The sequence below is a fragment of the Agrococcus sediminis genome (genome assembly GCF_007923295.1).
In the GTDB taxonomy this organism is placed as follows: domain Bacteria; phylum Actinomycetota; class Actinomycetes; order Actinomycetales; family Microbacteriaceae; genus Agrococcus; species Agrococcus sediminis.
Genome location: NZ_VOIR01000014.1, coordinates 266,196 through 291,136 on the forward strand (window position 1 = coordinate 266,196; position 24,941 = coordinate 291,136).

Genomic DNA, 24,941 nt, shown 5'->3' on the forward strand with positions numbered 1-24,941 from the left:
GTAACACTCGGGCGCGGGCACCGGCTGCGCGGCAGGGCCCGCCGAGTGGCGCGGGGCGGTCGTCGGATGCTTGCATGGCGGCATGAGCGAGAAGCGGCTGATCATCACGGGGGCGTCGAGCGGCATCGGGGAGGCGGTGGTGCGGCAGTCGGTCGCGCGCGGCTGGACGGTGCTCGCCGTCGCGCGCCGGGCGGAGCGGCTCGAGGCGCTCCGTGCGGAGACCGGCTGCGAGGTGCTCTCGGCCGACCTGACCGACGAGGCCGACATCGAGCGGCTCGCCCACGCGGCTGCCGCGTTCCGCCCCACCGGGCTCGTGCAGGTCGCGGGCGGGGCGAAGGGCGCCGCGCCGCTCGGCGAGACGACGATCGAGGACTGGCGGTGGATGTTCGAGGCGAACGTCATCGGCACGAAGCGCGTCATCGACGCGGTGCTGCCGCTGCTGCGCGCGTCGACGGCCGATGGCGGCTACGCCGAGATCATGGTCGTCACGTCGATCGCGGCGACCGTCGCGTACCAGAACGGCTCCGGCTACAACGCCGCGAAGTCGGCAGAGAAGCAGCTCGTCGACGTGCTGCGGCTCGAGCTGCACGGCGAGCCGATCCGGGTGATGGAGGTCGCGCCCGGGATGGTGTGGACCGAGGAGTTCAGCCTCGTGCGCTTCGGCGGCGACCGGGCGAAGGCCGACGCCGTCTACAAGGACGTGCAGGACCCGCTCTCGGCCGACGACGTCGCCAAGGTGATGACCGACATCCTCGCCCTGCCCGGGCACGTGTCGGTCGACGAGACGATCATCAAGCCCGTCGCGCAGACGCACCCGTGGATGGTGCACAAGGGGCCGCTGCAGGCGAAGGCATGAGCGAACGCCCCTCGCGGTGCGGGGGCCGCGGCTACGGCTGCGGGATGGTGCCGCCGCTGTGCACGAGGCGCACCTCGACGCCGCCGCTGCCGCGGATGACGGGGTTGGTGCCGGCGATCGCGAGCGCGGCAGCCTCGTCGGCCGCCTCGATCACGTACACGCCGGCGACCGCTTGGGTGCGTCGAGGAACGGGCCGTCGGCGACGCCGTCGGGGCGGATCGACTTGGCGAGCGCCCGCGGCGTGAAGGCGTAGGCCGCGCGCATGGCGCCGGATGCGGCGAGCTCGTCGCCGTGCCCGTCGGGCTCGCCGAGGTCGGCCGCGGTCGCGTCGAGCGCGTGGGCGGAGTCGTCGGCGTAGATCAGCACTGCGTAGAGGGGCATGGGTCCTCCTCAGGTCGTCGGGGCGTCGGGGTCTCAGGTGTCACCGGGTGGATGCGGCGGGCGCGATCTCCGGCTCGGGATCGGGGTCGGCGAAGGCGAGGCGCGGCACGGCGACGAGTCCCGCGGCTGCGACGAGCGCGGTGACGCCGCACACGATCCAGACGACGATGTAGCCGCCGAGGCTCGCGGCCGTGCCGATCGCGCCGACTGCGAGCACGATCGCGAAGACCGACGACGCGAACGAGCCGCCGATCGTCTTCGTGGTGTTCGTCATGGCCGCCGCGACGCCGGTCTGCCCGCGCGGCGCTGCCGCCGCCGCGGCCGCCGGCAGCGCGCCGACGAGCGCGCCGGAGCCGACGCCGGCGATCGCCATGCAGGCGAAGACCTGCCACACCTCGCGGTGGAAGGGCACGAGCAGCAGGTAGCCGATGCCCACGAGCGCGGCCGCCACGACCAGCAGCAGGCGGGGGCGGATGCGCGCCGACAGCGCCGCGAGGAGGCCTGCGCCGACGATGAGCGAGAGCAGGTAGACGCCGATGAGGATCGAGCGGCCGGAGGCGTCGAGCCCGAGGCCGTAGCCGAGCGACGGGTCGGTGCCGGCGTAGGTGGCGAGCGGCGTCTGCGCGCCGAGCAGGCTGACGCCGACGAGCCCTGCGGTGAGCTGCACGGGCCACATCTCGGGCCGGCGCATGACGCGCAGGTCGATCGCCGGGTCGTCGCGGCCGAGCACCCAGCGGCCGAACGGCAGCAGCAGCGCCACGCCGACGAGCATGACCGCCCAGCCCCACCACGCATCCGCCCCACCGATCTTGAGGAACGTGAGGCCGGAGGTGATGGTGAGGAGCGAGAGCGCGAGCAGCACGAAGCCGCCGGCGTCGAGGCTGCGGCCCGGGAGCGGCTCGGACTCCGGCACGCCCCAGAGGATCGCGAAGAACGTCAGCGTCACCATGGCCGCCGGCACCATGAGCGTCGGGCTCATCGCCTCGCCGAAGGCGCCGAGCGCGATCGCGGAGCCGAGGGCGCCGAGGATCGCGCCCGCCTGCAGCGCGATGACGAGCAGGCCCGCGGCACGGCGGGTGGTCGAGGCGGCGGCGCCGGTGCGACGGCCGCGGTCGAAGATGAGGGCGACCTCGAGCGGCAGCCACACGGAGTAGGCGCCCTGGAGCGAGAAGGCGATGAGGTAGCTCCAGAAGTCGCCCGAGAACGCCATCCACCAGCTCGCGGCGGCGGTGATGACGGTCGAGAGCAGCAGCATGCGCTTGTGGCCGTGCATGTCGCCGAGCTTGGCGAGCACGGGCACCATGAGCGCCGACAGCAGCAGCTGCCCGGCCTCGAACCAGTTGACGTCGGCATCGGTGACCGACAGGTGGCGGGCGATGTCTGGGGTGAGGGTGACGTACCAGCCCTGCAGGACGCCGCTCGTGAGCTCGACGCACACGAGCCAGCCGATGAGCGCGAGGGGAACGGCGCGGGTCGCTGACACGTGAGCATCATGGCACCGACACCCGCGCTCGAGCCGCGACGGGATCCGTCCCCCACGCCAGCCGCCTCGGTCGTACCCTGACCGCATGGGGCAGTCTCTGCTGTTCGGCGCCATCGCCTCGAGCGCGCTGCTCATCGGCGCGCTGATCGGCGTGCGGTTCGAGCTGCCGAAGCGGCTGCTCGCCGTGCTGCTCTCGTTCGCGGCGGGCGCGCTGATCACGGCGCTCGCGTTCGAGCTCTTCGAGGACGCCTTCGAGAAGGGCGGCATCTGGCGCGCGGCGATCGGCCTGTTCGTCGGCGCGCTCGTCTTCACGCTGCTGAGTGCGCTGCTCGATCGGGCCGCGCAGCCGGGCAAGGGGAAGGCGGCGGACGAGCACCCGGGGAGCGCGAAGCTCGACACGGACGCGGCGGCGTCCGATCGCCCGGCGACGAAGGCGACGACGCGGGGTGCGGCGGGGCTGGCGCTGCTCGCTGCGGTCACGCTCGACGGCGTGCCGGAGAACGTCGCGATGGGCGTCTCTCTGAGCGAGGGCTCCGGGGGGCTCGCGCTGCTCGCCGCCATCTTCGTCTCGAACCTGCCGGAAGCGCTCGTCGGTGCGTCGTCGATGCGCGCGCAGGGGTTGTCGAGGGGCAAGATCCTGGGGCTGTGGTCGGTCTGTGCGCTGCTGCTCGTGGGCGGGGTGGTGCTCGGCGCCGGCCCCCTCGCGGTGGTCGACGAGCAGACCATCTCGCTGCCGCTCGCCTTCGCGGCGGGCGCGGTCATCGCATCCCTGGCCGACACGCTGATGCCGGAGGCCTACGAGCACGGAGGGCCAGCCGTCGCTATGAGCACGGCAGCGGGCTTCGTGCTGTCGTTCGTGCTGTCGCTCGCCTGATCTGCCGGGGCTGCCGCGCCCGCGCAACCCACGAGGCTCAGAAGGGTGGCGGGACGCCGGGTGGTGCGGTGCAGGCGGTGACGGGAAGTCCCCAGATGGGGTCGCGCTCGGCGAAGACCGGCCCCTGCGGTTCGGGTTCGTCGCGGAGGACGGCGCCGACCGGTGTCGTCCACTCGAGCACGCCGTCGGGCAGCTGCCGGACGCCCCACCGGGTCGAGTGCTTCATCACGTGGTGGCGCCTGCACAGGTGCGCCAGGTTCTCGATGCTCGTCGGTCCGCCCGATGCGTGGTCGAGCGTGTGGTCGAGGTCGGCTCGGTTGACGGGGTTGTCGCAGCCGGGCCAGCGGCAGCGGCCGTCGCGTGCGCGGAGCCAGCGGCGCTGGGCGCGGTTGGGCGTGTAGGTGTCGACTGTGACGGGCAGTCCCGTCACCGGATGGGTGAAGAGCCGCTCCCAGGTGGCGGTGTCGGCGGCGAGCGTGCGCACCGTGGCGGGGTCGACCAGCACGCGGCCGTCGAGCAGCGCCGGGAACCGCAGCTGCGGCTCGTCCGCGTCGTCGGTGTCGCGCAGCAGCTCGGTCGCCGGGATGGTGATCGCGATGGTGGCCGTCAGCGCGTTGGTCGCGTGCAGGTCGTCGGGGGTCTGGCCGGTCAGGAGCAGCTCGCAGAGCGCGTCGGCGCGGAACTGGTCCCAGGTGCGCGGGTCGTCCTTCGGCTTCGATCGGGCGGCTTGCGTCAGCCGGTCGAAGATGCCGGCGCCGACGACCGCGGGCACGCGGGCGCCGATGTCGACCATCCCGTCGCCGGCGTCGACCATCCACACGTCGCGCCGCTCCATCGCCACCCGGTGCCGCTGCTGCAGCGGCTGCGTGAGCACCCGGTCGACGACCCGCTTCGACCGCGACCGCAGGCGCGACGGCGTGGTCGTCTCGGCGATCGCGACGAGCTCCCGCTCGACGCGGGCGCGCTCGGCGGGGTCGGCGTCCACGTCGATGCGCAGCGGGTGGGTGGCCTGCTCGATGACCCGCAGGTGGCCGGCGCTGATGCGGCCGGTCTTGTGGGCTTCGTGCGCGGCGGGCAGCTCGGTGACGATCTGCCACGCGGTGGCCATCCGCTGCTCGATGCCGCGGTCGGACTGGCGCAGCTCGGCGGCGAGGATCGATGCGGCCTCCTTGAGCGCCGTCACGACTTCGCCGCCCTCGTCGCGGACGCGCTGGAAGCGGCCGGCGAGCAGCTCCCGCTCGCGCGCCTCGAGGCGCGCCCGCTGCGCCTGCAGCGCCTTGATCTGGCCGGTGAACTGCTCCTCGCGGCGCAGCCACGCCGCGCGCTCGGACTCGGCCGGGCCGGGCAACGGCGGGACCTGCATGCGCCCCTCGACGACCGCCTCCAGCTCGTCGGGCGTGAGCGCCGCGAGCCGCTCGCCCCAGTCCCGGTCGAACGCGGCGAGCTCGTCCTCGAGCTCGGCCGCGCTGCGGCCATACGGGTCGATCGCGCCGGCGCGGATCGACGCGATGTAGTCCTCCGCGTCGAGGCCCCAGTCGCCGTCCATGCAGGCATGGAACCACGGGGCACTGACATCGCTTCCGCCTGGCCCCCGCCCGACCCCGCTGGTCGAGGAGGGCGGCGGAGCCGGCCGTCTCGAGACCACTCCGTCTCTAACCGCACGTGGTCTCGTGACGCGAGCGGGCTGCGCCCGCGCGCTCCTCGACCAAGCGGGAAGGGGAGCAAGCGGGCACGTCGCGGACCAAGCGGGATGGGGAGCGGGCGAGCACGTCGCGGAGTGGTCTCGACTCGCGGAGCCGCCTGCGGCGGCGCCGCGGCTCGACCAGCGGGAGGGGAGCGGCGGCCGCGCGGCTCGACCAGCGGAGCGGGAGCGGCGGCCGCGCGGCTCGACCCGCGGGAGGGGAGCGGCGGCCGCGCGGCTCGACCGGCGGAGCGGGAGCGACGGCGCGGCGGCTCGACCAGCGGGGTGGGGAGCGGGAGCGGGAGCGGCGGCCCCGAGCTGCGAGGCGGCGCGGCGGGAGCACCTCCGCGCCGCCCGTAGACTGGAGGCATGGCCACCCCCCACCCGTTCGCGCTCAGCGTGCGCGACATCGTGCACAAGCCGGGCCGGATGCGCGAGGTCGAGGAGACCGCCCCTTTCGGGGAGAAGGTCGGCGAGGGCCTCGCCGCGGTGCTGCCCGACCAGCCGATCGACCTCGACGTGCGCCTCGAGAGCGTCCACGAGGGCATCCTCGCCACGGGCACGGCCTCCGTCACGGCCCTCGCGACCTGCGCGCGCTGCCTCGTGGAGTTCGACCTGGACGTCGATGTCGACTTCCTCGAGCTCTTCGCGTATGATGGTGCGTCGGAATCCGACTATCTCGTGGTCGACGAAACTGTCGACCTCCTTCCGGTAGTCAGGGACGCGGTCGTGCTGGCGCTGCCGTTCCAGCCGGTCGACCGACCGGACTGCTCAGGGCTCGATCCTGAGACAGGGGAGCGGCTCGAGCCGGGCACCGATCTCGTGCCGGAGGAGACCATCGATCCGCGATGGGCAGCACTCCAGGGATTCGCACAAGACGTAGCCGACGAACCGTCGGATGATGACGCCCAGGCGTCGAAGAAGGAGTGAGCAATGGCTGTTCCCAAGAGGAAGATGTCGCGGTCGAACACCCGTGCGCGCCGTTCGCAGTGGAAGGCCGAGGCGCCCAAGCTGGTCAAGACCGTCGAGGGCGGCAAGACCGTCTACAGCCTCCCGCACCGCGCGAAGGTCGTCGAGGACTCGGCCGGCACGCCGCTGTACATGGAGTACAAGGGCCGCAGGGTCGCCGACGTCTGATCCCTCGCGGATCCTTCGTCGCATGACGGACCACGCGGTTCCCGCGGGCCAGCGCCGACTGCTCGAGCAGCTCGGGGTCGACATCGACCCCGAGCTGCTGTCGTTGGCGCTCACGCACCGCTCGTGGGCGTACGAGCACGGGGGTGTGCCGCACAACGAGCGCCTCGAGTTCCTCGGCGACTCGATCCTCGGCCAGGCGATCACGATCGAGCTGTACCGCCGCTTCCCCGACTCGACCGAGGGCGAGCTCGCGAAGCGCCGCGCCGGCGTCGTGTCGACCGTCGCGCTCGCCGAGGTTGCGCGCGCGATCGGGCTCGGCGAGCACATCCTGCTCGGCAAGGGCGAGGCCGCGTCCGGCGGCGCCGGCAAGGCGTCGATCCTCGCCGACACCATGGAGGCGCTCTTCGGCGCCGCGTTCCTGAGCGCCGGCCACCGCGCATCCGCCGACCTCGTGCTGCGCCTGGTCGGCCCGCTGCTCGACGACCCCGGCCGCACGGGCGCCGCGCTCGACCCGAAGACGGCGCTGCAGGAGGTCGCGGCCGCGCTCGGCATGGGCGCGCCCGCCTACGAGCTCGAGGCGACCGGGCCCGATCACGCCCGCACGTTCGCCGCGCGGGTGCGCATCGACGGCGAGGTCGTCGCCGAGGGCACGGGCACGAGCAAGAAGGTCGCCGAGATGGCGGCAGCCCTGGCCGCGCACGGCCGCCTCACCGCCGAGGCGGCTGCGGCCGCCCCGGGCGCCTGACGTGCCGGAGCTGCCCGAGGTCGAGGTCGTGCGCGCGGGCCTCGCGCCCGCCGTCACCGGCGCCCGGGTCGAGGGCGTCGAGGTGCTCGACAGCCGCTCGATCGCGCGCCACCCCGGCGACGCCGCCGCCTTCGAGGCGGCCCTCGTCGGCCGCACGCTCGGCGCCCCCGCGCGGCGCGGCAAGTTCCTGTGGGTGCCGCTGCTCGGCGCCCCTGCCGACGGCCCGGCCGACGGGCCCGACGGCGGCCGGGAGCCGGGCATGACGGATGCGCTCCTCGCGCACCTGGGGATGTCCGGCCAGCTGCTCGTGCGGGAGGTCGGCGCACCCGCCGACCGCCACACGCGCATCCGCCTGCTCCTCGACCAGCCGTCGCTGCACGCGGCCGGTCGCGGCGCGCTCGAGGTGCGCTTCGCCGACCAGCGCATCTTCGGTGGCCTCGCCGTGCGCCCGCTCGTCGACGGCGTGCCCGACCAGGCCGGGCACATCGCGCTCGATCCGGTCGACCCCGCCTTCGACGCATCCGCGGTCGCCCGGCGCCTCCGCCGCCGCAGGCAGGGCGTGAAGGCGGCGCTGCTCGACCAGACGCTCGTGTCGGGCATCGGCAACATCTACGCCGACGAGGCGCTGTGGCGCAGCCGACTGCACTACGCGACGCCGGGGGAGCGGCTGACGCAGGCGCGGGCGCTCGCGCTGCTGGCCGACGTGCGCGACGTGCTCGAGCAGGCGCTCGCCGAAGGCGGCACGTCGTTCGACGCGCAGTACGTGAACGTCAACGGCCAGGCCGGCTACTTCGAGCACCGCCTGAACGCCTACGGCCGCGGCGGCCTGCCGTGCCCGCGCTGCGGGGCGACGATGGTGCGCGAGCCGTGGGCCAACCGCTCGTCGACGCGCTGCCCGCGCTGCCAGCGCAGGCCGCGCGGCGTCGGCGCCTGACGGCGCCGGCAGCGGCGGCCGCGCGTAGGCTCGAGGGATGGCCTTCGAAGGATTCACCCCCGACGCGTTCGCCTTCTACCGCGAGCTCGAGGCGCACAACGAGAAGCCGTGGTGGCAGGACAACAAGCCCCGCTACGACGCGGCCGTGCGTGCGCCGTTCGAGGCGCTCGCCGAGGAGCTCGAGCCCATCGCGAGCGCCGTCAAGATCTACCGGCCGTACCGCGACGTGCGCTTCAGCCACGACAAGACGCCGTACAAGACGCGGCAGGGGCTCTTCGCGCAGCGCGCGCCCGGCATCGGCTGGTTCGTCAACCTCGACGCCTCGGGCGTCTCGCTCGGCGGAGGCTTCTTCGGCGACGCGACCTTCACGAAGGCCTACCGCGCGGCCGTCGAGGCGGCGGCGCACGGCACCGAGCTCGAGCGCATCGTCGCCGACCTCGAGCAGGCCGGGTACGACCTCGGCGGCGAGCAGCTGAAGACCGCGCCGCGCGGCGTCGACCCGGCGCACCCGCGCATCGCGCTGCTGCGCCGCAAGTGGCTCACGGCCAGGCGGCAGCTGTCGCCGGCGGACGCCTCGGGACCGGGGCTGCTCGACGCCCTCTTCGACACGGTCGACGACCTGCAGCCGCTCGTCGGCTGGGCCGCCGCGCACATCGCGCCCAAGCGCTGAGGCGGCGGCGCGTCAGCCCATCAGCCGGCGCGTGATCCGCTCGCGCCAGGGCGTGAACGGCGGGTAGACCATCCGCAGCGTGTCGACCGCTGTCGGCTTCGAGAACACGGGCTTGCGGTGGCTGAACGCCTCGAACGAGTGCCGCCCGTGGTACGCGCCCGAGCCGCTCTCGCCGACGCCGCCGAAGGGGATCGTGCGCGCGCCGTACTGGGCGAGCGCGACGTTGACTCCGACCGCGCCCGACGAGGTCTCGCGCTCGACGCGCCGCACCACGTCGGCGTCGCGGGCGAAGACGTACAGCGCGAGCGGCTTGTCGGCGCCGCGCATCGTCTCGAGGAAGCCGTCGACGCCGTCGACGGGGAGCACGGGCAGGATCGGGCCGAAGATCTCCTCCTGCATCGCCGCCCCCGACTCGTCGACGTCGGTGAGGATCGTCGGCGCGACGTAGCGGGCCTCGGCGTCGACCTCGCCGCCGGTGACGACGGTGCCGTCGGCCAGCATCCCCTGCAGGCGCTCGGCGTGGGCGGCGCTGATGATGCGCGCGTAGTCGGGCGAGGTGCGCGCGTCGCCGAGCTGCTCGGCGGTCGCGCGGCGCAGCTCCTCGACGAGCTCGGCCTCGACCTCGCGGTCGACGCGGATGTGGTCGGGCGCGACGCACGTCTGGCCGGCGTTCAGCCACTTGCTCCAGGCGATCCGGCGGGCCGCCGCCGGGATGTCGGCGGAGCGGTGCACGTAGACGGGGCTCTTGCCGCCGAGCTCGAGCACCGTGGGCGTCAGGTGCTTCGCCGCGGCGGCCGCGACGATCCGTGCGACGCGGCCGTTGCCGGTGTAGAAGATGAGGTCCCAGCGCTGCTCGAGCAGCGCCGTCGTCTCGGGCACGCCGCCCTCGACGACGCGCACCGAGCGCGGGTCGAGGTACTGCGGCACGAGCGTCGCGAGCAGCCGCGACGTCGCCGGGGCGAGCTCGCTGGGCTTGATGACGACGGCGTTGCCGGCGGCGATCGCGCCGATGACGGGGCCGAGCGCGAGCTGCAGCGGGTAGTTCCACGGCGCGATGACGAGCGTCGCGCCGAGCGGCTCGGGCACGATCCGGGCGCTCGCCGGCTGCAGCGCGACCGGCACGGGCACGGGCGTCGCGGCCATCCACCGGCGCAGGCTCCGGCGCGCGTGGCGCGCCTCGGCGATCGTGAAGCCGATCTCGCTCAGGTGCGCCTCGATCGCGCTCTTGCCGAGGTCGTCGCGCAGCGCCGACTCCCACGCGCTCACGTGCTGCACGAGCATCCGCCTGAGCGCGTCGAGCTGCTGCTCGCGGTACGCGCGCGGGCGGGTCAGGCCCCCCACGACCGCCTTGCGCAGCTCGGCGGCGATGCCGGTCGTGGATGCGTCGGGCTGGGCCTTCGGGGCGGCGTCGGTCATGCGCTCATCGTGCCAGGCGCGGCTGTGCCCTCCTCGTCGCCGGCGCGCAGCCGCCGCTGCCAGCCGCCCTCGACGCCGATCGGCGCGAACCCGAGCGCCTCGTTGACGGCGAGCATGGGCCGGTTCTCCTCGGCGTTCCAGGTGATGACGCGGGTGCGGTCGGGGTGGCGGCGGCCGAGCTGCAGCAGGTTCTCGGCCTTCACGAGCATGCCGAGGCGGTGCCCGCGGTGGTCGGCGTGCACGAGCGTGTCCTCCTGGAAGGCCGGCTTGCCGGGCTCCGGCAGCACCAGGATCGTGAACGCGACCGCCTCGCCCGTCGCGCGGTGGAGCGCGGCCGCCTGCAGCGGCGTCTGGCCGGCCTCGGCCATCTCGGCCTCGTAGCGCTGCAGCCGGGCTGCATTCCACGTCTCCTCGTCGACGTCGAGGCCCGCGGCCGGGGCGTCGGTCGCCATGCGGGCGTGCAGGGCAGCCATCGCGTCGCGCAGCTCGGGCGGCGTCGCGCCCTCCCACGAGCGCACCTCGTAGGCCTCGCCCGCGCGCGCCGACGCATCCGCCCTGTGCCGTTCGAGCTCGTGCTGGGCCCGCTCGACGTCGAGCTCGGAGATGCGCTCGACCTGCTCGAGGCGGTAGCCGAGGGAGGTGAGCAGGTGGGCGGGCGCGTCGGCCGCGATCGCGCCGTGCCCGCTCTCGGGCGCGAGCCCCGCGTCGCCCTCGGCGGGCGGCCGGTGGTCGACCCACACCTGCAGGCTCGTTGCGCCGAGCTCGGCCCCGACCCGCTCGAGGCGCTCCATGAGCGACCGACCGATGCCGCGGCCGCGCGCCTCGGGCACGACCCACGCCGAGAGGTAGGCGGCTCGCGCGCCCTCCTCGCGGCCGATCGCGGCGACGCAGCGGGCCACGTCGACGCCGTCCTCGACGATGAGGAACCGGCGCGAGACCGAGTCCTCGTCGTGGCGCAGCTTCGCGACCAGCTCGTCGACGGTCGTGTCGAACGCCTCGTCGCCCCAGAAGTGCTGCGTCACGCGGTTGGCGGTGTCGGCGTAGCGCGCGACGAGCGCGAGCGCCGGCTCGTCGAAGTCGTCGGCGGGGCGCTGCAGCTCGATCCACTCGAGCTCGCGGTGGCCGGTCACGGCTGCGGCTCCTTCCACTGCCACTGCGCCTCGTAGGCGACGGGCAGGAACCCGGATGCCTCGTTCACGGCGAGCATCGGACGGTTCTCCTCGGCGTTCCAGGTCACGACCCGCACGAGGTCGGGCCGCAGCTCGCGCAGCCGCAGCAGGTTGTCGAGCTTCATGAGCATGCCGAGGCCGTGGCCGCGGTGCGGCGTCGTGACGAGCGTGTCGTGCTGCCGGGCGGTCGCGCCGCTCGTGGGCAGGATGAGCGTGGTGAAGCCGGCGAGCTCGCCCGTCGCGCGCTCGCGGGCGGCGACGGTCAGCAGCGTGCGGCCGCCCTCCTGCTTCGACCGCTCGAACGCCGCGAGCCGCTCGTCGTCCCACGTCTCGGGCTCCAGGGCGAGCCCGGCGACCGGGGCGTCGATCGACATGCGCTCGTGCAGCGCGCGCATGCTCTCGCGGTGCTCGGCAGGCGTCTCGCCCTGCCAGCGCACGAGCTCGTACGCGCTCGCCCGTGCGAGCGCCGCCGCGTGCCGCTCGTCGAGGTCGGGCAGCGCCGCGAGCTCGGCGACCGAGACGCGGTAGACCTGCTCGAGCTCGTAGCCGCGCGCGACGAGCGGCGCGGTGCCGGGCTCCGCCGGGTCGCCGGCGCCGAAGCCGGTCCTGGCCGTCACGGGGCCGGTCGCCGCGCCGATCGCCGACACCACGATCGTCGTGCGGCCGTCGCGGGCCGCCTCCTCGTGCGCGCGGGCGACGAGCGCCTCCGCCACCTCGCGCTGCGCGTCGAGCGGCAGCCGGGGCTCGGGCTCGACGGTCACCTCGGTCATGTCGACCGAGTCGAGCAGCCGTGCGTACATCGTGAGGACCCCGACGAGGTCGTCGCCGTCCCAGGCCAGCAGGCGGTCGACGCGGCCGTCGTGGGTGGGCCGCAGCGACGCGAGGTGCTCGACGAGCGTGTTCACATAGACGCCCTCGGTGTAGCGCAGGGCGAGGCTGCGCTCGTTGAACTCGTGCGAGCGACGAAGCGCGTCGCCGGCCTCGCCGGGCTCGTCGGGGCTCGCGGGCAGCGGGAAGGGGCGGATGTCGATCTGCATGGGGTTCCGCCGCTCGCACCGGCACCGTGCCGGCGGGCAGCCTTGCAGACTAGCCGCGCGCGCGCCTGGCGCGCAACGGGCCGCCGCGCGGCTACGGTGGCCTGAGCACGACCCGGGAGCCGCATGCACCTCAAGACCCTCACCGTCAAGGGCTTCAAGTCGTTCGCGCGCCCCACGACCTTCCAGTTCGAGCCGGGCGTCACGTGCGTCGTCGGCCCCAACGGCTCCGGCAAGTCCAACGTCGTCGACGCGCTCGCGTGGGTGATGGGCGAGCAGGGGGCGAAGACGCTCCGCGGCGGCAAGATGGAGGACGTCATCTTCGCCGGCACCGCGACCTCGGGCCCGCTGGGCCGCGCGCACGTCGAGCTCGTGATCGACAACGCCGACGGCGCGCTGCCGATCGAGTACGCCGAGGTGCAGATCTCGCGCACCCTGTTCCGCAACGGCGGCAGCGAGTACGCGATCAACGGCGAGTCGTGCCGGCTGCTCGACGTGCAGGAGCTGCTGAGCGACTCCGGCCTCGGCCGCGAGATGCACGTCATCGTCGGGCAGGGCCAGCTCGACAACGTGCTGCAGGCGACGCCGGCCGACCGCCGCGGCTACATCGAGGAGGCCGCCGGCATCCTCAAGCACCGTCGCCGCAAGGAGAAGACCCTCCGCAAGCTCGACGCAATGCAGGCCAACCTCACCCGCCTGCAGGACCTCGCGGGCGAGATCCGGCGGCAGCTGAAGCCGCTCGGCCAGCAGGCCGAGATCGCCAAGGAGGCGGCGACCATCCAGGCGACGGTGCGCGACGCGCGCGCCCGGCTCATCGCCGACGAGGTGCTGGGCCTGCGCGCCCAGCTCGAGTCGGCCGCCCGCTCCGAGTCGGAGCGGAAGTCCGAGCGCATCGTGCTGCAGGAGCAGCTCGAGCAGGCGCGGCTGCGCGCCGGCCGGATCGAGGAGTCGATGGTCGGCGACGACGTCGACCGCGCCCGCACCGTCGCGCACGGCCTCGAGCGCGAGCTGTCGCGCCTGCAGTCGCTGCACGCGCTCGCCGGCCAGCGCCTCGCGCTGCTCGAGGAGGCGCCCGACCTCGGCGACGCCGCACCGCTCGTGACGCCCGACATGGTGCAGGCCGCGCGCGACGAGGCCGCCGCGCTCGGCGACCGGGTGGCGGATGCGGAGGGCCGGCTGGGCAAGGCGGCGGCCGCGACCGCCCTCGCCCGCGCCGAGCTCGACTCGCTCGACGAGGAGATCGCCGCGCAGGCGGCGCTCGTGTCGAAGCACGACCTGGAGGCCGCGGGGCACCGCTCGAAGGTCGAGGTCGCGCAGTCGACGCTCGCCGCCCGGGAGGCGGAGGTCGCGCGGCGCGAGACCGCGCTCGCGAACGCCCGGCAGCGGCTCGCCGAGGCGACCGAGGCCGCGGGCGCGCTCGGCGACGAGCAGGAGGCGGGCGACGCGGAGTCGCTCGCGGGCGCCTACCGCGACGCCGACGAGGCGCAGGCCGCGCTCTCGGCGGCGCTCGACGAGCGGCGCGATGCGCTGCACGCGGTCGAGCGCGAGCGCGACGCCCTCGCCGCCCGCACGTCGGCCCTGACGTCCGCGCTCGAGACGGGCAACGCATCCGCCGGCCTGCTCGACGCCGGCATCGCCGGCGTCACCGGGCTCGTCGCCGAGCGCGTGAAAGTGCGCAAGGGCTTCGAGGCCGCCATCGCGGCGGCGCTCGGCACGCTCGGCGAGGCCGTGCTCGCCGAGACGCGCGATGCCGCGGCCGCGGCGATCGAGCACGCGCACGACGCGGGCCTCGGCCGCATCGAGGCGGTCGTCGGCGACGCCGTGCCGATGCGCCCCGACGTGCCCGAGGTCGAGGGCGCCGTGCACGCGCCGACGGTGGTGGATGCGCCGGCCGGCGTGCTCGGCGTGCTCGCCTTCACGTTCGTGGTCGACACGATCGAGGCCGCGCGCGACGCCGGGCCCCGCATCGCGGCGCTCGAGCTCGGCGCGCCGGTGACGATCGTCACGCGGCGCGGCGACTACGTGAGCGAGTACCTCATGCGCGGCGGCTCCGACGACGCGCAGTCGCGGCTCGAGCTGCTCGCCGAGCGCGACGCAGCCATCGAGCGGCTCGACGAGCTCCGGGCCGCGATCGAGCGCGAGGCGGGCGCGCTCGAGGACGCCCGCCAGGCCCACCAGCAGGCGAAGCGCGCGGCGGCCGAGGCGCTCGAGACGCTCCGCGCCCACGATGCGGCGTCGGCGGCGCGGGGCGAGCAGCGCAGCCGGGCTCGCGCGCGCCTGGAGGCCGCGACCGGCGAGCACGACCGCGCGGCCGCGGCGCTCGCGGAGGCGCGCGGCGGCATCGACGAGGCCCGGCGGGCCGTCGAGGCGGCCGAGCTCGCCCTCGAGCGCTTCCAGGACAAGCCCCGACCGATGCTCGACGCATCCGCCCGTGACGGGCTGCTCGCCGAGCTCGAGGCGGCGCGGGGCGCCGAGACCGACCTGCGCGTCGAGCTCGAGACGGCGCGCGAGCGCGTGCGGGCCGAGCTCGCGCGCGCCGCCGCGCTCGAGCGCGACGTCGAGGCGCAGCGCGCCCGCGCCGAGGAGACCGCGCGACGCGCGGTGCTGCGCGAGCGGCAGCGGGAGCAGGCGTCGCGCGTGCTCGCGGCGATCCCGCCGGTGCTCGGCGTGGCCGAGCGCTCGGTGCAGGAGGCGCGCGCGGTGCTCGCCGAGCGCGAGGCCGCCCGACGCGACCGCAACGAGGAGCTCGGGCGGCTGCGGCGCGACGAGGCAGTGCTGCGCGAGCGGCTGCAGGAGCTCACCGAGCACGTGCACGTCGCCGAGATGGAGACGTACGAGCAGCGGCTGCACCTGTCGAACCTGCTCGAGCGCGCCGGCAGCGAGCTGGGGCTCGAGGAGGCCGTGCTCGTCGCCGAGCACGCGCCCGAGGAGGGCTGGGACCGCAAGGCCGAGCAGGCGCGGCTGCAGGACGCCGAGCGCAAGCTCGCACGGCTCGGCCGCGTCAACCCGCTCGCGCTCGAGGAGTTCGCGGCGCTCGAGCAGCGCCACACGTTCCTCACCGAGCAGCTCTCCGACCTCGCGAAGACCCGCAAGGACCTCGAGCAGATCATCGCCGACCTCGACGTGACGATGGAGGCGATCTTCGCGGCGGCCTTCGAGGATACGAAGGCGGCGTTCACCGAGGTCTTCCCGATCCTGTTCCCTGGCGGCTCCGGCGCGCTCGCGCTCACCGACCCCGAGGACCTGCTGAACACCGGCGTCGAGGTGACGGTGCGGCCCGCCGGCAAGAAGATCGACCGCATCTCGCTGCTCTCGGGCGGCGAGCGGTCGCTCGCGGCCGTGGCGCTCATGGTGGCGATCTTCAAGGCGCGGCCGAGCCCGTTCTACATCATGGACGAGGTCGAGGCGGCGCTCGACGACGCCAACCTGGGGCGCCTGCTGACGGTCTTCGAGCAGCTGCGCGAGAGCTCGCAGCTGATCATCATCACGCACCAGAAGCGCACGATGGAGATCGCGGATGCGCTCTACGGCGTCTCGATGCGGCAGGACGGCGTCTCGGCGGTCGTCGGGCAGCGCACGACGCGCGAGCGCGAGCCCGTCGACGCGTAGCCCCCTCGCCCCCGCTGGTCGAGCCTCCCCTCCGCTGGTCGAGCCGTCGGCCGAAGGCCGACGAGTCGAGACCACCGCAGCGGATGCCCCCCTCCGCTGGTCGAGCCGTCGGCCGCAGGCCGACGAGTCGAGACCACTCGCCGGGGGAGATCACCCGGGCGATCGCCCGCTCACTCCCGCGCCCTCCGCCCGCCCCGCACGTGCGCGAGCCGCGAGATCTCAGCGAAGTCGCCGCGGATCAGCGCTTCCCGCTTCGCCCTGCTCCAGCCCTGGATCCGCTTCTCCATCGCGAACGCGTCGGCGATGCTCTCGAGGCCCTCGCACCAGACCAGCTCCACCGGCGGGCGGTGCCGGGTGTACTGCGCCCCGAGAACGCGCCGGTGGAGATCGAGGCGCTCATCGAGATCGCGCGTGCTGCCGACGTAGTAGCTGCCGTCGCGGCAGCGGAGCATGTACACCCATCCCATGCGCTTGAGGCTGGCAGGTGGATGCGTGGGGCGGTGCGGGCGGTGCGGGTGCCTGTGGAGGGTGAGTCGGCGCGCCGGTAGCAGCGCGACCGATGGTCTCGACTCGCCGGCCTGCGGCCGGCGGCTCGACCAGCGGGAGGTGAGGCGCGGCGGGTGGTCTCGATTCGCCGGCCTGCGGCCGGCGGCTCGACCAGCGGAGGTGGAGTGGAGCCGGCGGCTCGACCAGCGGAGGTGGAGTGGAGCTGGCGGCTCGACCGGCTGAGGTGGTCTCGACTCGCCGGCCTGCGGCCGGCGGCTCGACCAGCGGGAGGTGGGGCTCGACCAGCGGGAGGTGGGGCTCGACCAGGGGCAGCGGGGTCAGCGGAGGGCCGACTCCAGGGAGACGACGCCCTCGCCGTAGATGGCGTCGACGGCGGCCTGCATCGAGCCGTCGTCGTAGAGCACCTGCAGCACGACGATCCCGTCCAGCCCGAAGTGCCCCAGCACATCCTGCCGGTCGAGCGTCATGAGGTCCTCCTGCACCGCGGCGATCGTCGCCTCGTCGAGGTCGCCCGTCGGGTGCTCGATCGCCGGCAGCGTGATGGCGGCGAGGTCGAGCAGCTCGCCGACCTGCGTGACCGTCTGCGACTCGGCGTCGTAGGTCGCCTGCATCGCGACGCCCTGCACCCATCGCACGCCCGACGTCTCCTGGTGCTCGACCGCCGCCCAGTCCCAGCCGGCGAGCGCCGGCCCGGCGCACTGGGGCGGTGCCGACTCCGCGACGGCGCCGAGGCACAGCATCGGCGTGCCGTCGGCGCCCTCGAGCACGGTGCCGATCGCGATGCGCGGCTCGACGGCGCTCGGCATGGGCAGGGCGGCGAGGCGGGCCTGCGCCTCCTCGCCCGTCACGACCGGCGGCGCGGGCGCGGTGGGGGAGTCGGATGCGGTGGGCTCGGTGCCGGGGCTCGCCCCGGGGTTCGCCGCGCAGCCCGCGACGGCGAAGACGACAGCGGCGGCGACGCAGCCGGCCAGCACGATGCTTCTCATGGCATCACGGTAGGTCTAGGGTGCCCGAACCACATCCCAACGTTCGGCGCGATTCGCGCGTCCGCGACCTGGGAGGATCGACGACGTGACCGACCGCGACGCCCTCTTCGCCCGCCTGCGCCGCAGGCCCGACGTGGAGGATCCGACGCTGCAGGCCCACGACGCATCCGACGCCCTCATCCTCGACGAGGCGATGCGCGGCGGCCGGCTGCCCGCGGACGTCGTCGTGATCGGCGACCGCCACGGGGCGCTCACGCTCGGCGCGCTGCAGGCGGGCGCCGAGCGCGTGCGCGTGCACCAGGACTCGATCGTGGGCGAGCGCGCGCTCGACGCCAACGCGGCCGAGCTCGGCATCGCCGGCTTCGCGCACCACGGCCTCGACGCATCCCTCGTCGAGGGCGCCCGGCTCGTGCTCCTGCAGCTGCCGCGCTCGCTCGACGCGCTCGACGAGATCGCCGAGCTCGTCGCCACCCACGCCGACGAGCGGGTGCGGGTCGTCGCCGGCGGCCGCGTCAAGCACATGACGATGGGCATGAACGCGCTGCTGGGCCGCAGCTTCCGCAGCGTGCACGCGTCGCTCGGCCGCCGCAAGTCGCGCGTGCTGCATGCCGAGGACCCGACGCGTCCCGGCATCTCGTGGCCCCGCACCAGGCGGCACGACCTCGACGGTCTGCCGCTCGCCGTGGTCGCGCACGGCGCGGCGTTCGCGGGCACCGGCATCGACATCGGCGCCCGCGCGCTGCTCGCGCACCTCGACGCGATGCCGGATGCGTCCCACGCGATCGACCTCGCGTGCGGCACGGGGGTGCTCGGCGTCGCGCTCGCGCTGCTCCGCCCGCACGTGCAGGTGCTCGCGCTCGACGCCTCCGAGGCGGCGATCGCCTCGACGCGCGCGACCGCCGAGGCGAACGGCGTCGCCGACCGCGTCGGCGCGCGCCGGGCAGACGGGCTCGAGGGCGTGCCCGACGCCTCGGCGCCGCTCATCCTGCTCAACCCGCCGTTCCACATCGGCGCCGCGGTGCACACGGGCGCGGCCGAGCGCCTCATCGGCGACGCCGGCCGCGCCCTCGCGCCGGGCGGCGAGCTGTGGTGCGTCTGGAACAGCCACCTCGGCTACCGGCAGCAGCTCGACCGCATCGGCCCGACGCGGCAGGTGCACCGCGACCCGAAGTTCACCGTCACGGCCACGCGGCGCACCTGACCCCGGCCCGGTCCACCGCGCGTTCACCCGCCCGTCACCGACACGCCGACCGCGCTCCACCGCGCGGACGCGCACGTCTGCTCGGATGGATGCACAGGAACCCGGCCACGTATGAGGTGGCCGGGCTTCGTGCTTCCGGGGGCTGGTGGGGCGTCCCCGAACAGGCGGAGGCCCCGAGCAGTATGAGTGCTCGGGGCCTCCGATCCTCCGAAGAGGATCCCCTTCCGAAGAAGGTGGGATCATCATGCGCCCGGCCGACCCGCGGCGCAAGTGGCCCCGTGGAAGTGGGTTCAACCTGCGGTCGAAGGTTTGGTGCTGGCCGCCCAGCAGCGCAGCATGAGCGCCGACCGGTGGCCGGCGCAGTCGGCCGCGAGCGCGGGCAGGTCGGCGACCCCGAGCCGCCCGGCGCCCTTCCGCACGGCCACGTCGCCGAGCAGCAGCACATCCGGGTCGCCCAGCCGCAGCGACAGGTACCCGACCGTCCACGGGCCGATGCCCTTGAGCCCCAGCAGCTGCCGCCGCATGGCGTCGAGGTCGGATGCGGGGGAGACGTCGATCGCGCCGCTCGCGACCGCCTCGGCGGCCCGTCGCACGGCGGCCGTCTTCGCGGCCGGGCCGCGCAGCACGCCGGCCCCCGCCGCCACCTGCGCCATCGTCGGGAAGCAGCGGTCGACCCCCTCCTCGGCGAGCGCCGGCGGCAGCGGGTCGCCGAGCGCCGCCAGCAGCCCCAGCTGCAGCGTCGCCGCCGCGACGGTGATCTGCTGGCCGACGATCGCGCGCACGAGCATCTCGTGCGCGTCCGCGCAGCCGGGCTGCGCCAGCGCGGGGGCCGCCGCGATCGCGGCCGCCAGCGCCGGGACGCCGTGCCGCGCCGCGGCCCACGCGAGCCGCTCATCGGCCGCCCGTCGCGCATCCGCCCCGCCTGTGCCGTCGGCGCCCAGGTCGAACACGCGCGCGAGGTCGGGATCGTCTGTGCGCGCGACCCCGTCGGCGACCTCGGCGCGCGCCACCCGCGGGCCGGGGAGCGCGCGGCGGTAGCCGTCGGGCGCCACGACCTCGACGCCCGGCACCGCGCGCGGCGCGAGCCACGCGAGGATGCCGGGCGCTCCGGTCACGGTCGGTTCAGACGTTGCGGTCGTCGCGCTCGTCGAGCTCGCGCTCGCCGAGGATGTGGCCCTCCGCGAGGCGCCGGCGCACCTCGTCGATGGCCTCCGGCTCCATGTCCTCGTGCGCCGCCTCGCGGAGCACGTCCTCGTGGAAGTCGGCGGCGGGCGCCTCCTTGCCCTTCGCGTCGACGACCTTGAGGCCGCCGGTGTGCGTCGACTCGACGCGCAGCGGGCGGTAGAACGTCGTGCCCGTGGCGTCGACGATGTGGTAGTGCCCGTCGGCGCCGAGCTCGGCCTCGGAGAGGCCGAGGTGCAGCGACGCGTCGCCGGTCTCCTTGGCCGCCACGCGCATCCGCACGAGCGATGCGACGGTCGCGATGACCATCGACGCGAGGATGACGATGAGCGAGTGCCAGGTCTCGATGTGGGGCACCCACTCGATCGGCTCGCCGTTGTTGAGGAACGGCAGCTCGTTGACCTCCATGGCGTGGAAGACGAGCTTCACGCCGATGAAGGCGAGGATCGCCGCGATGCCGTAGTGCAGGTAGACCAGGCGGTCGAGCAGGCCGCCGAGCAGGAAGTAGAGCTGGCGCAGGCCCATGAGGGCGAAGATGTTGCAGGCGAAGACCAGGAACGGGTCGGTCGTCACCGAGAAGATCGCCGGGATCGAGTCGATCGCGAACAGCAGGTCGGTCGTGCCGAGCGCGATGATCACCATCAGGAACGGGGTGAAGTACTTCACGCCGTCGATCTGCATCGACGTCTTGCCGCCGTTCCACTGGTCGGTGAAGTTCACGCGGCGCTTCAGCAGCCGCACGATGAGGTTGTCCTTCTCGCCCGACTCGTCCTCGTCGCCGAAGGCCTGCTTCCAGGCGACGTAGACCAGGTAGGCGCCGAAGATGTAGAACACCCACGAGAACGACTCGATGATCTGCACGCCGACGAGGATGAAGATGCCGCGCAGCACGATCGCGATCATGATGCCGATCATGAGCACGCGCTGCTGCATCTCCTTCGGCACCGTGAAGCGGCTCAGGATGATGATGAAGACGAAGAGGTTGTCGATCGAGAGCGAGTACTCGAGCAGCCAGCCGGTGACGAACTCGCCGGCCTTGACGCCGTCGCCCATCACCCACAGCACGCCGGCGAACACGAGCGCGAGGCCGACGTAGACGCCGACCCAGGTCGTCGCCTCCTTCATGGAGGGCACGTGCGGCCGCTTCACGACGATCAGCAGGTCGAAGATGAGGATGGCGACGAGGATCGCCATGGAGGCGATCTCGAAGATCTGGTACGGAGTCAAGCGGAACGCCTCTCGAGTGGGGTGCGCGAACGGACGCGAACGTCTCTCCCGCGCAAGCTGCTGCGCCTCCGCGACCGGGAGCCCGAGGGCTCCGTGATGACGATCGCGGCGTGACGGGATACTCCCCTTCGCCAGGGGACGAGTCTACCCGGCCCGCCGCCTAGCATGGAGCCATGGCAGCGAAGTGGTCTCTCTCCGGCGCCCTGCGGGGCATGTTCCAGCGCGAGACCATCACGGAGGAGACCTGGGACGACCTCGAGACGGCCCTCATCACCGCCGACTTCGGCCCCGACATCACCGAGCAGCTCGTCGCCGCGCTGCGCGCCGACGTCGAGCGCCTCATGGTCGACGACCCGCAGGACCTCCGGCGCATGCTGCGGGAGCGGCTCGAGGAGCGGTTCGCCGCGTACGACCCGACGCTGTCGCTGCAGGAGCGGCCGGCGGTCATCCTCGTGGTGGGCGTCAACGGCGTCGGCAAGACCACCACGATCGGCAAGCTCGCCCGCTTCCTCGTCCGCAACGGCCAGTCGGTCGTCGTCGGCGCCGCGGACACCTTCCGCGCCGCCGCGGTCGAGCAGCTCGCCACGTGGGCGCAGCGCGCCGGCAGCGCGATCGTGCGCCCCGAGCGCGAGGGCCAGGACCCGGCATCCGTCGCCTTCCAGACGGTCGAGGCCGCGAAGGCGCACGGCCACGCGATGTGCATCGTCGACACCGCGGGCCGCCTGCACACCAAGGGCGGGCTCATGGACGAGCTCGGCAAGATCAAGCGCGTCATCGAGAAGCAATCGCCCATCTCGGAGGTGCTGCTCGTGCTCGACGCGACCACCGGCCAGAACGGCGTGAGCCAGGCGCAGGCCTTCATCGAGCACGCCGGCATCACGGGCCTCGTCATCACGAAGCTCGACGGCTCGGCCAAGGGCGGCTTCATCCTCGCCGTGCAGGAGCGCACCGGCATCCCCATCAAGCTCATCGGGCAGGGCGAGGGCATCGACGACCTGACGGGCTTCACGCCGCACGTGTTCGTCGAGCAGCTGGTCGGTTGAGCCTTCAGTCCGCCGTGTCCGGCCGCGTGAGCGGCCCCACGATCGTCAGCATGCCGTCCTCGATGCGCGCCTGGTCCTCCGTGATGACGGTCGCGTGCGCGCCCCGCACCCACAGCAGCCCCGTCGCGTCGCCGCGCCCCGCGTGCCCGACGATGCCGAAGTCGCTGCCCGGGAGGCGCCGGCCCGCGGTGCCCGGGTGCGACGAGAGCACCTCCGGCGTCGCGAGCGCGACCGTGCCGGTCTGCACCGACCCGTAGGCGGTGAGCACGATCGGCCCCCACACGGCGTGGAGGCGGCGCACGAGGTCGGCGTCGAGGTCCTGCCCGGCGACGAGGATGCGCCGCAGCCGCGGCGGCGCCTCGCCGGTGCGCTCGAGCTCGTCGAGGATGCCCGTGAGCTGCCCGGGCGACGCCGAGACGACCGAGACGAAGCGGTCGCGGATGATGCGGATGCGGTCGGCCGGCGGCGTGTGGGCGGCGCTCACGAGCGTCGCGCCGGTGAGCAGCGCCATGCCGAGCAGCTGCAGCCCCTTGCCGCGGTGGAGGGGAGCGCACGCGAGCATCACGTCGGTGCCCTCGACGCCCAGCCGGTCGTGGATGCCGGCGAGCTGGCGCAGGCCCTGCACGCCCATCGCCCCCTGCACGTGGGTCGTCACGGTGCCCGCGAGCGACCGCGACGGCAGCGCGATGCGCGCGCGGCGGCGCGTGCGCCCGAGCCCCGAGCCGTCGGCCGCCGACCACTCGAGGATCTGCGCGCCCGTGACCGTCGGCCCCCGGTGCCACTCGGGCGCGTCGCCGTCGTGCACGAGCAGTGCGTCGCGGGGGATCGCCGGGCGCAGCTCCTCGAGGGAGCCGGGGCTGATCGGCATGACGTCGAGGCCGAGCCGAGCCGCACCGAGGAGCGCGACGGGCATCGCCGGTCCCGCGACGGCGACCACGACGGGCCGCGGGCGGCGCTCGAGCGGATCGAGGTACAGCACGGCGGCTGCGCCCTCGGCGGCCCGCCAGAGCTCGCCGAACGTGGCGCTCCAGCCGTCGACCACCAGCCCCAGCCGGTCGCCGTGCACCCGCGCGGCGTGCCGAGCCAGCGCGGTGATCGTGAAGCCGTGGCGCCGCACGCTGCGCCACAGCGACCTCGCGTGCGTCGGCGGCATGCCTCTCAGGCGCATCCCGTCCTCCTCGTGGTGACGCATCCAGCATGCCAGGCGGCCGCGCCCGAGGTCGGCGCGGCGCGGCGGTAGACTCGGGCCCACCATGGCTGCGTTCGGTTCCCTCTCCACCCGCCTCACCGAGACCCTCGCCAAGCTCCGCACGAAGGGCAAGCTCTCCGCCGCGGACGTCGACGGGACGGTGCGCGAGATCCGTCGCGCCCTGCTCGACGCCGACGTGGCGCTCGAGGTCGTCAAGTCCTTCACCGCCGCGGTGCGCGAGCGCGCGCTCGGCGCGGAGGTGTCGGAGGCGCTCAACCCCGCGCAGCAGGTCGTGAAGATCGTCAACGACGAGCTCGTCACGATCCTCGGCGGCGAGAGCCGTCGGCTCGAGCTGGCGAAGACGCCGCCGACCGTGATCATGCTCGCCGGCCTCCAGGGCGCGGGCAAGACGACCCTCGCGGGCAAGCTCGCCAAGCATCTCGCGGGGCAGGGGCACACGCCGCTGCTCGTCGCGAGCGACCTCCAGCGCCCGAACGCCGTCACGCAGCTGCAGGTGGTCGGCGGCCAGGCGGGCGTGCCCGTCTTCGCCCCGGAGCCCGGCAACGGCGTCGGCGACCCCGTGCGCGTCGCGCGCGACGGCGTCGCCGAGGCGCGTCGCCGCCAGCACGACATCGTCATCGTCGACACGGCCGGCCGCCTCGGCGTCGACGCCGACATGATGCGCCAGGCCGCAGACATCCGGAAGGCCGTGCAGCCCGACGAGGTGCTGTTCGTCATCGACGCGATGATCGGCCAGGACGCGGTCGCGACCGCGAAGGCCTTCCAGGAGGGCGTCGACTTCACCGGCGTCGTGCTCACGAAGCTCGACGGCGACGCCCGAGGCGGCGCGGCGCTCTCGATCCGCGGCCTCACCGGCAAGCCGATCCTCTTCGCCTCCACGGGCGAGACGCTCGACGACTTCGAGCCGTTCCACCCCGACCGCATGGCGAGCCGCATCCTCGACCTGGGCGACATCCTCACCCTCATCGAGCAGGCGCAGAAGGCGTTCGACGAGGAGGAGGCGCACCGCCTCGCCGAGGCGATCGCCACCGACGGCTTCACGCTCGAGGACTTCCTCAAGCAGATGCAGCAGCTGCGCAAGGCCGGCAACTTCAAGCAGATGCTCGGCATGCTCCCGGGCGCGAAGGGCATGCGCGAGGCGATCGACTCGTTCGACGAGCGCGAGCTCGTGCGCACCGAGGCCATCATCCAGTCGATGACCCCGCAGGAGCGCAAGCAGTCGAAGATCCTCAACGGCTCGCGCCGGCTGCGCATCGCGCGCGGCGCGGGCGTCACCGTCACCGACGTGAACCAGCTCATCGCGCGCTTCGAGCAGGCCGCCAAGATGATGAAGACCGTCGCGAAGGGCGGCGTGCCGAACATGCCCGGCATGGGACCGATGCCGCCCGGCATGCGCCCGCCCAAGAAGGGCGGCAAGCCGCAGGGCAAGCAGCTGAAGCGCTCCGGCAACCCCGCGAAGCGCACAGACGCGCCCGCCGCGCAGCCGCAGGGCAGCGCGTTCGGCGCGCCGAAGCCCGACGGCGCGTTCGGCCAGCTCTCCGACACCGACCAGGAGGCGCTGCAGCGCATGCTCGGCAACCGCTGACCCAGGCGGCG

The 24,941-nt window shown here is 74.1% G+C and carries 22 protein-coding genes and 1 pseudogene; 11 read left to right on the forward strand and 12 right to left on the reverse strand.

The window, feature by feature from the left end:
* The first annotated feature begins 82 nt into the window (after window positions 1-82).
* Window positions 83-856: an SDR family NAD(P)-dependent oxidoreductase gene (locus FQ330_RS08845; protein WP_192575890.1), complete on the forward strand. Its 774-nt coding sequence runs from the start codon at window positions 83-85 to the stop codon at window positions 854-856.
* 31 nt (window positions 857-887) lie between these two features.
* On the opposite strand, the gene FQ330_RS13640 is transcribed toward FQ330_RS08845, so the two are convergent.
* From FQ330_RS13640 to FQ330_RS08855, 3 genes are read right to left on the reverse strand one after another with little or no spacing between them, the layout of a single operon-like run.
* Window positions 888-1,016, reverse strand: a complete 129-nt coding sequence (locus FQ330_RS13640; RefSeq protein ID WP_263970122.1) for a hypothetical protein — start codon at window positions 1,014-1,016, stop codon at window positions 888-890.
* The gene (locus FQ330_RS08850; protein WP_225792776.1) at window positions 1,007-1,237 is read right to left on the reverse strand and encodes a hypothetical protein; all 231 of its coding nucleotides are present in this window, start codon (window positions 1,235-1,237) and stop codon (window positions 1,007-1,009) included. Before FQ330_RS08850 ends, FQ330_RS13640 begins: the two co-directional genes overlap by 10 nt.
* 40 nt (window positions 1,238-1,277) lie before the next feature.
* A complete protein-coding gene (locus FQ330_RS08855; protein WP_225792777.1) occupies window positions 1,278-2,720 on the reverse strand; it encodes an MFS transporter in 1,443 nt (480 codons plus the stop codon).
* Window positions 2,721-2,805: 85 nt separating this feature from the next.
* On the opposite strand from FQ330_RS08855, the gene FQ330_RS08860 reads away from it, so the two are divergent.
* Window positions 2,806-3,594 (forward strand): ZIP family metal transporter, encoded by a 789-nt coding sequence (locus FQ330_RS08860; RefSeq protein ID WP_146356842.1) that lies wholly within the window; start codon window positions 2,806-2,808, stop codon window positions 3,592-3,594.
* 37 nt (window positions 3,595-3,631) lie between these two features.
* Here FQ330_RS08860 and FQ330_RS08865 read toward each other — a convergent pair whose 3' ends face one another.
* On the reverse strand, window positions 3,632-5,140 hold the full coding sequence (locus FQ330_RS08865; RefSeq protein WP_146356844.1) for an HNH endonuclease signature motif containing protein: 1,509 nt from the start codon (window positions 5,138-5,140) through the stop codon (window positions 3,632-3,634).
* A 504-nt stretch (window positions 5,141-5,644) separates the two neighbouring features.
* On the opposite strand from FQ330_RS08865, the gene FQ330_RS08870 reads away from it, so the two are divergent.
* From FQ330_RS08870 to FQ330_RS08890, 5 genes are read left to right on the forward strand one after another with little or no spacing between them, the layout of a single operon-like run.
* Window positions 5,645-6,205 (forward strand): YceD family protein, encoded by a 561-nt coding sequence (locus tag FQ330_RS08870; RefSeq protein WP_146356846.1) that lies wholly within the window; start codon window positions 5,645-5,647, stop codon window positions 6,203-6,205.
* A gap of 3 nt (window positions 6,206-6,208) precedes the next feature.
* On the forward strand, window positions 6,209-6,412 hold the full coding sequence (gene rpmF, locus FQ330_RS08875) for a 50S ribosomal protein L32 (protein ID WP_128190241.1): 204 nt from the start codon (window positions 6,209-6,211) through the stop codon (window positions 6,410-6,412).
* Between the two features lie 22 nt (window positions 6,413-6,434).
* A complete protein-coding gene (rnc, locus tag FQ330_RS08880) occupies window positions 6,435-7,157 on the forward strand; it encodes a ribonuclease III (protein WP_128190242.1) in 723 nt (240 codons plus the stop codon).
* 1 nt (window position 7,158) lies between these two features.
* Window positions 7,159-8,091, forward strand: coding sequence for a bifunctional DNA-formamidopyrimidine glycosylase/DNA-(apurinic or apyrimidinic site) lyase (mutM, locus tag FQ330_RS08885; protein ID WP_146356848.1), 933 nt, complete (start codon window positions 7,159-7,161; stop codon window positions 8,089-8,091).
* A gap of 37 nt (window positions 8,092-8,128) precedes the next feature.
* Window positions 8,129-8,761: a DUF2461 domain-containing protein gene (locus FQ330_RS08890; protein WP_146356850.1), complete on the forward strand. Its 633-nt coding sequence runs from the start codon at window positions 8,129-8,131 to the stop codon at window positions 8,759-8,761.
* Window positions 8,762-8,773: 12 nt separating this feature from the next.
* Here FQ330_RS08890 and FQ330_RS08895 read toward each other — a convergent pair whose 3' ends face one another.
* Genes FQ330_RS08895 through FQ330_RS13320 form a run of 3 tightly spaced genes read right to left on the reverse strand, consistent with a single transcriptional unit; the run spans window position 8,774 to window position 12,383 of the window.
* On the reverse strand, window positions 8,774-10,177 hold the full coding sequence (locus FQ330_RS08895) for an aldehyde dehydrogenase family protein (protein ID WP_146356852.1): 1,404 nt from the start codon (window positions 10,175-10,177) through the stop codon (window positions 8,774-8,776).
* Window positions 10,174-11,307, reverse strand: a complete 1,134-nt coding sequence (locus tag FQ330_RS13315) for a GNAT family N-acetyltransferase (RefSeq protein WP_192575891.1) — start codon at window positions 11,305-11,307, stop codon at window positions 10,174-10,176. The genes FQ330_RS08895 and FQ330_RS13315 overlap by 4 nt, the downstream gene beginning before the upstream one ends.
* Window positions 11,304-12,383: a GNAT family N-acetyltransferase gene (locus FQ330_RS13320; protein ID WP_192575892.1), complete on the reverse strand. Its 1,080-nt coding sequence runs from the start codon at window positions 12,381-12,383 to the stop codon at window positions 11,304-11,306. The genes FQ330_RS13315 and FQ330_RS13320 overlap by 4 nt, the downstream gene beginning before the upstream one ends.
* 123 nt (window positions 12,384-12,506) lie before the next feature.
* Here FQ330_RS13320 and smc point away from each other — a divergent pair, with 123 nt between their 5' ends.
* On the forward strand, window positions 12,507-15,989 hold the full coding sequence (smc, locus tag FQ330_RS08905) for a chromosome segregation protein SMC (protein WP_146356857.1): 3,483 nt from the start codon (window positions 12,507-12,509) through the stop codon (window positions 15,987-15,989).
* Window positions 15,990-16,159: 170 nt separating this feature from the next.
* On the opposite strand, the gene FQ330_RS08910 is transcribed toward smc, so the two are convergent.
* Together FQ330_RS08910 and FQ330_RS08915 are read right to left on the reverse strand one after the other, a co-directional pair.
* Window positions 16,160-16,456: a GIY-YIG nuclease family protein gene (locus tag FQ330_RS08910; RefSeq protein WP_146356859.1), complete on the reverse strand. Its 297-nt coding sequence runs from the start codon at window positions 16,454-16,456 to the stop codon at window positions 16,160-16,162.
* Window positions 16,457-16,813: 357 nt separating this feature from the next.
* Complete coding sequence (locus FQ330_RS08915; protein WP_146356861.1) at window positions 16,814-17,482, reverse strand: hypothetical protein; 669 nt, start codon at window positions 17,480-17,482, stop codon at window positions 16,814-16,816.
* 85 nt (window positions 17,483-17,567) lie between these two features.
* Between FQ330_RS08915 and FQ330_RS08920 the strand changes: the two genes are divergently transcribed.
* Entirely contained in the window at window positions 17,568-18,683 is a 1,116-nt protein-coding gene (locus tag FQ330_RS08920) for a class I SAM-dependent methyltransferase (RefSeq protein ID WP_225792778.1), read from the forward strand.
* Between the two features lie 290 nt (window positions 18,684-18,973).
* On the opposite strand, the gene FQ330_RS08925 is transcribed toward FQ330_RS08920, so the two are convergent.
* A complete protein-coding gene (locus tag FQ330_RS08925) occupies window positions 18,974-19,798 on the reverse strand; it encodes a DNA glycosylase family protein (protein WP_146356863.1) in 825 nt (274 codons plus the stop codon).
* Window positions 19,799-20,135: 337 nt separating this feature from the next.
* Window positions 20,136-21,059: pseudogene (locus FQ330_RS08930) on the reverse strand (TerC family protein); the annotation flags it as partial.
* A 206-nt stretch (window positions 21,060-21,265) separates the two neighbouring features.
* Between FQ330_RS08930 and ftsY the strand changes: the two are divergent.
* Window positions 21,266-22,135: a signal recognition particle-docking protein FtsY gene (gene ftsY / locus FQ330_RS08935; RefSeq protein ID WP_128188728.1), complete on the forward strand. Its 870-nt coding sequence runs from the start codon at window positions 21,266-21,268 to the stop codon at window positions 22,133-22,135.
* 4 nt (window positions 22,136-22,139) lie between these two features.
* On the opposite strand, the gene FQ330_RS08940 is transcribed toward ftsY, so the two are convergent.
* On the reverse strand, window positions 22,140-23,303 hold the full coding sequence (locus FQ330_RS08940) for an AMP-binding protein (RefSeq protein ID WP_164877047.1): 1,164 nt from the start codon (window positions 23,301-23,303) through the stop codon (window positions 22,140-22,142).
* A gap of 85 nt (window positions 23,304-23,388) precedes the next feature.
* Here FQ330_RS08940 and ffh point away from each other — a divergent pair, with 85 nt between their 5' ends.
* On the forward strand, window positions 23,389-24,930 hold the full coding sequence (ffh, locus tag FQ330_RS08945; RefSeq protein WP_146356865.1) for a signal recognition particle protein: 1,542 nt from the start codon (window positions 23,389-23,391) through the stop codon (window positions 24,928-24,930).
* The last annotated feature ends 11 nt before the right edge of the window (window positions 24,931-24,941 follow it).

Coding starts and splice junctions, on each gene's coding strand:
- FQ330_RS08845 (WP_192575890.1), top strand. CDS start 83: ATGAGCGAGAAGCGGCTGATCATCACGGGGGCGTCGAGCGGCATCGGG.
- FQ330_RS08850 (WP_225792776.1), bottom strand. CDS start 1,237: ATGCCCCTCTACGCAGTGCTGATCTACGCCGACGACTCCGCCCACGCG.
- FQ330_RS08860 (WP_146356842.1), top strand. CDS start 2,806: ATGGGGCAGTCTCTGCTGTTCGGCGCCATCGCCTCGAGCGCGCTGCTC.
- FQ330_RS08865 (WP_146356844.1), bottom strand. CDS start 5,140: ATGGACGGCGACTGGGGCCTCGACGCGGAGGACTACATCGCGTCGATC.
- FQ330_RS08870 (WP_146356846.1), top strand. CDS start 5,645: ATGGCCACCCCCCACCCGTTCGCGCTCAGCGTGCGCGACATCGTGCAC.
- rpmF (WP_128190241.1), top strand. CDS start 6,209: ATGGCTGTTCCCAAGAGGAAGATGTCGCGGTCGAACACCCGTGCGCGC.
- rnc (WP_128190242.1), top strand. CDS start 6,435: ATGACGGACCACGCGGTTCCCGCGGGCCAGCGCCGACTGCTCGAGCAG.
- FQ330_RS08890 (WP_146356850.1), top strand. CDS start 8,129: ATGGCCTTCGAAGGATTCACCCCCGACGCGTTCGCCTTCTACCGCGAG.
- FQ330_RS08895 (WP_146356852.1), bottom strand. CDS start 10,177: ATGACCGACGCCGCCCCGAAGGCCCAGCCCGACGCATCCACGACCGGC.
- FQ330_RS13320 (WP_192575892.1), bottom strand. CDS start 12,383: ATGCAGATCGACATCCGCCCCTTCCCGCTGCCCGCGAGCCCCGACGAG.
- smc (WP_146356857.1), top strand. CDS start 12,507: ATGCACCTCAAGACCCTCACCGTCAAGGGCTTCAAGTCGTTCGCGCGC.
- FQ330_RS08910 (WP_146356859.1), bottom strand. CDS start 16,456: ATGGGATGGGTGTACATGCTCCGCTGCCGCGACGGCAGCTACTACGTC.
- FQ330_RS08915 (WP_146356861.1), bottom strand. CDS start 17,482: ATGAGAAGCATCGTGCTGGCCGGCTGCGTCGCCGCCGCTGTCGTCTTC.
- ftsY (WP_128188728.1), top strand. CDS start 21,266: ATGGCAGCGAAGTGGTCTCTCTCCGGCGCCCTGCGGGGCATGTTCCAG.
- FQ330_RS08940 (WP_164877047.1), bottom strand. CDS start 23,303: ATGCGCCTGAGAGGCATGCCGCCGACGCACGCGAGGTCGCTGTGGCGC.
- ffh (WP_146356865.1), top strand. CDS start 23,389: ATGGCTGCGTTCGGTTCCCTCTCCACCCGCCTCACCGAGACCCTCGCC.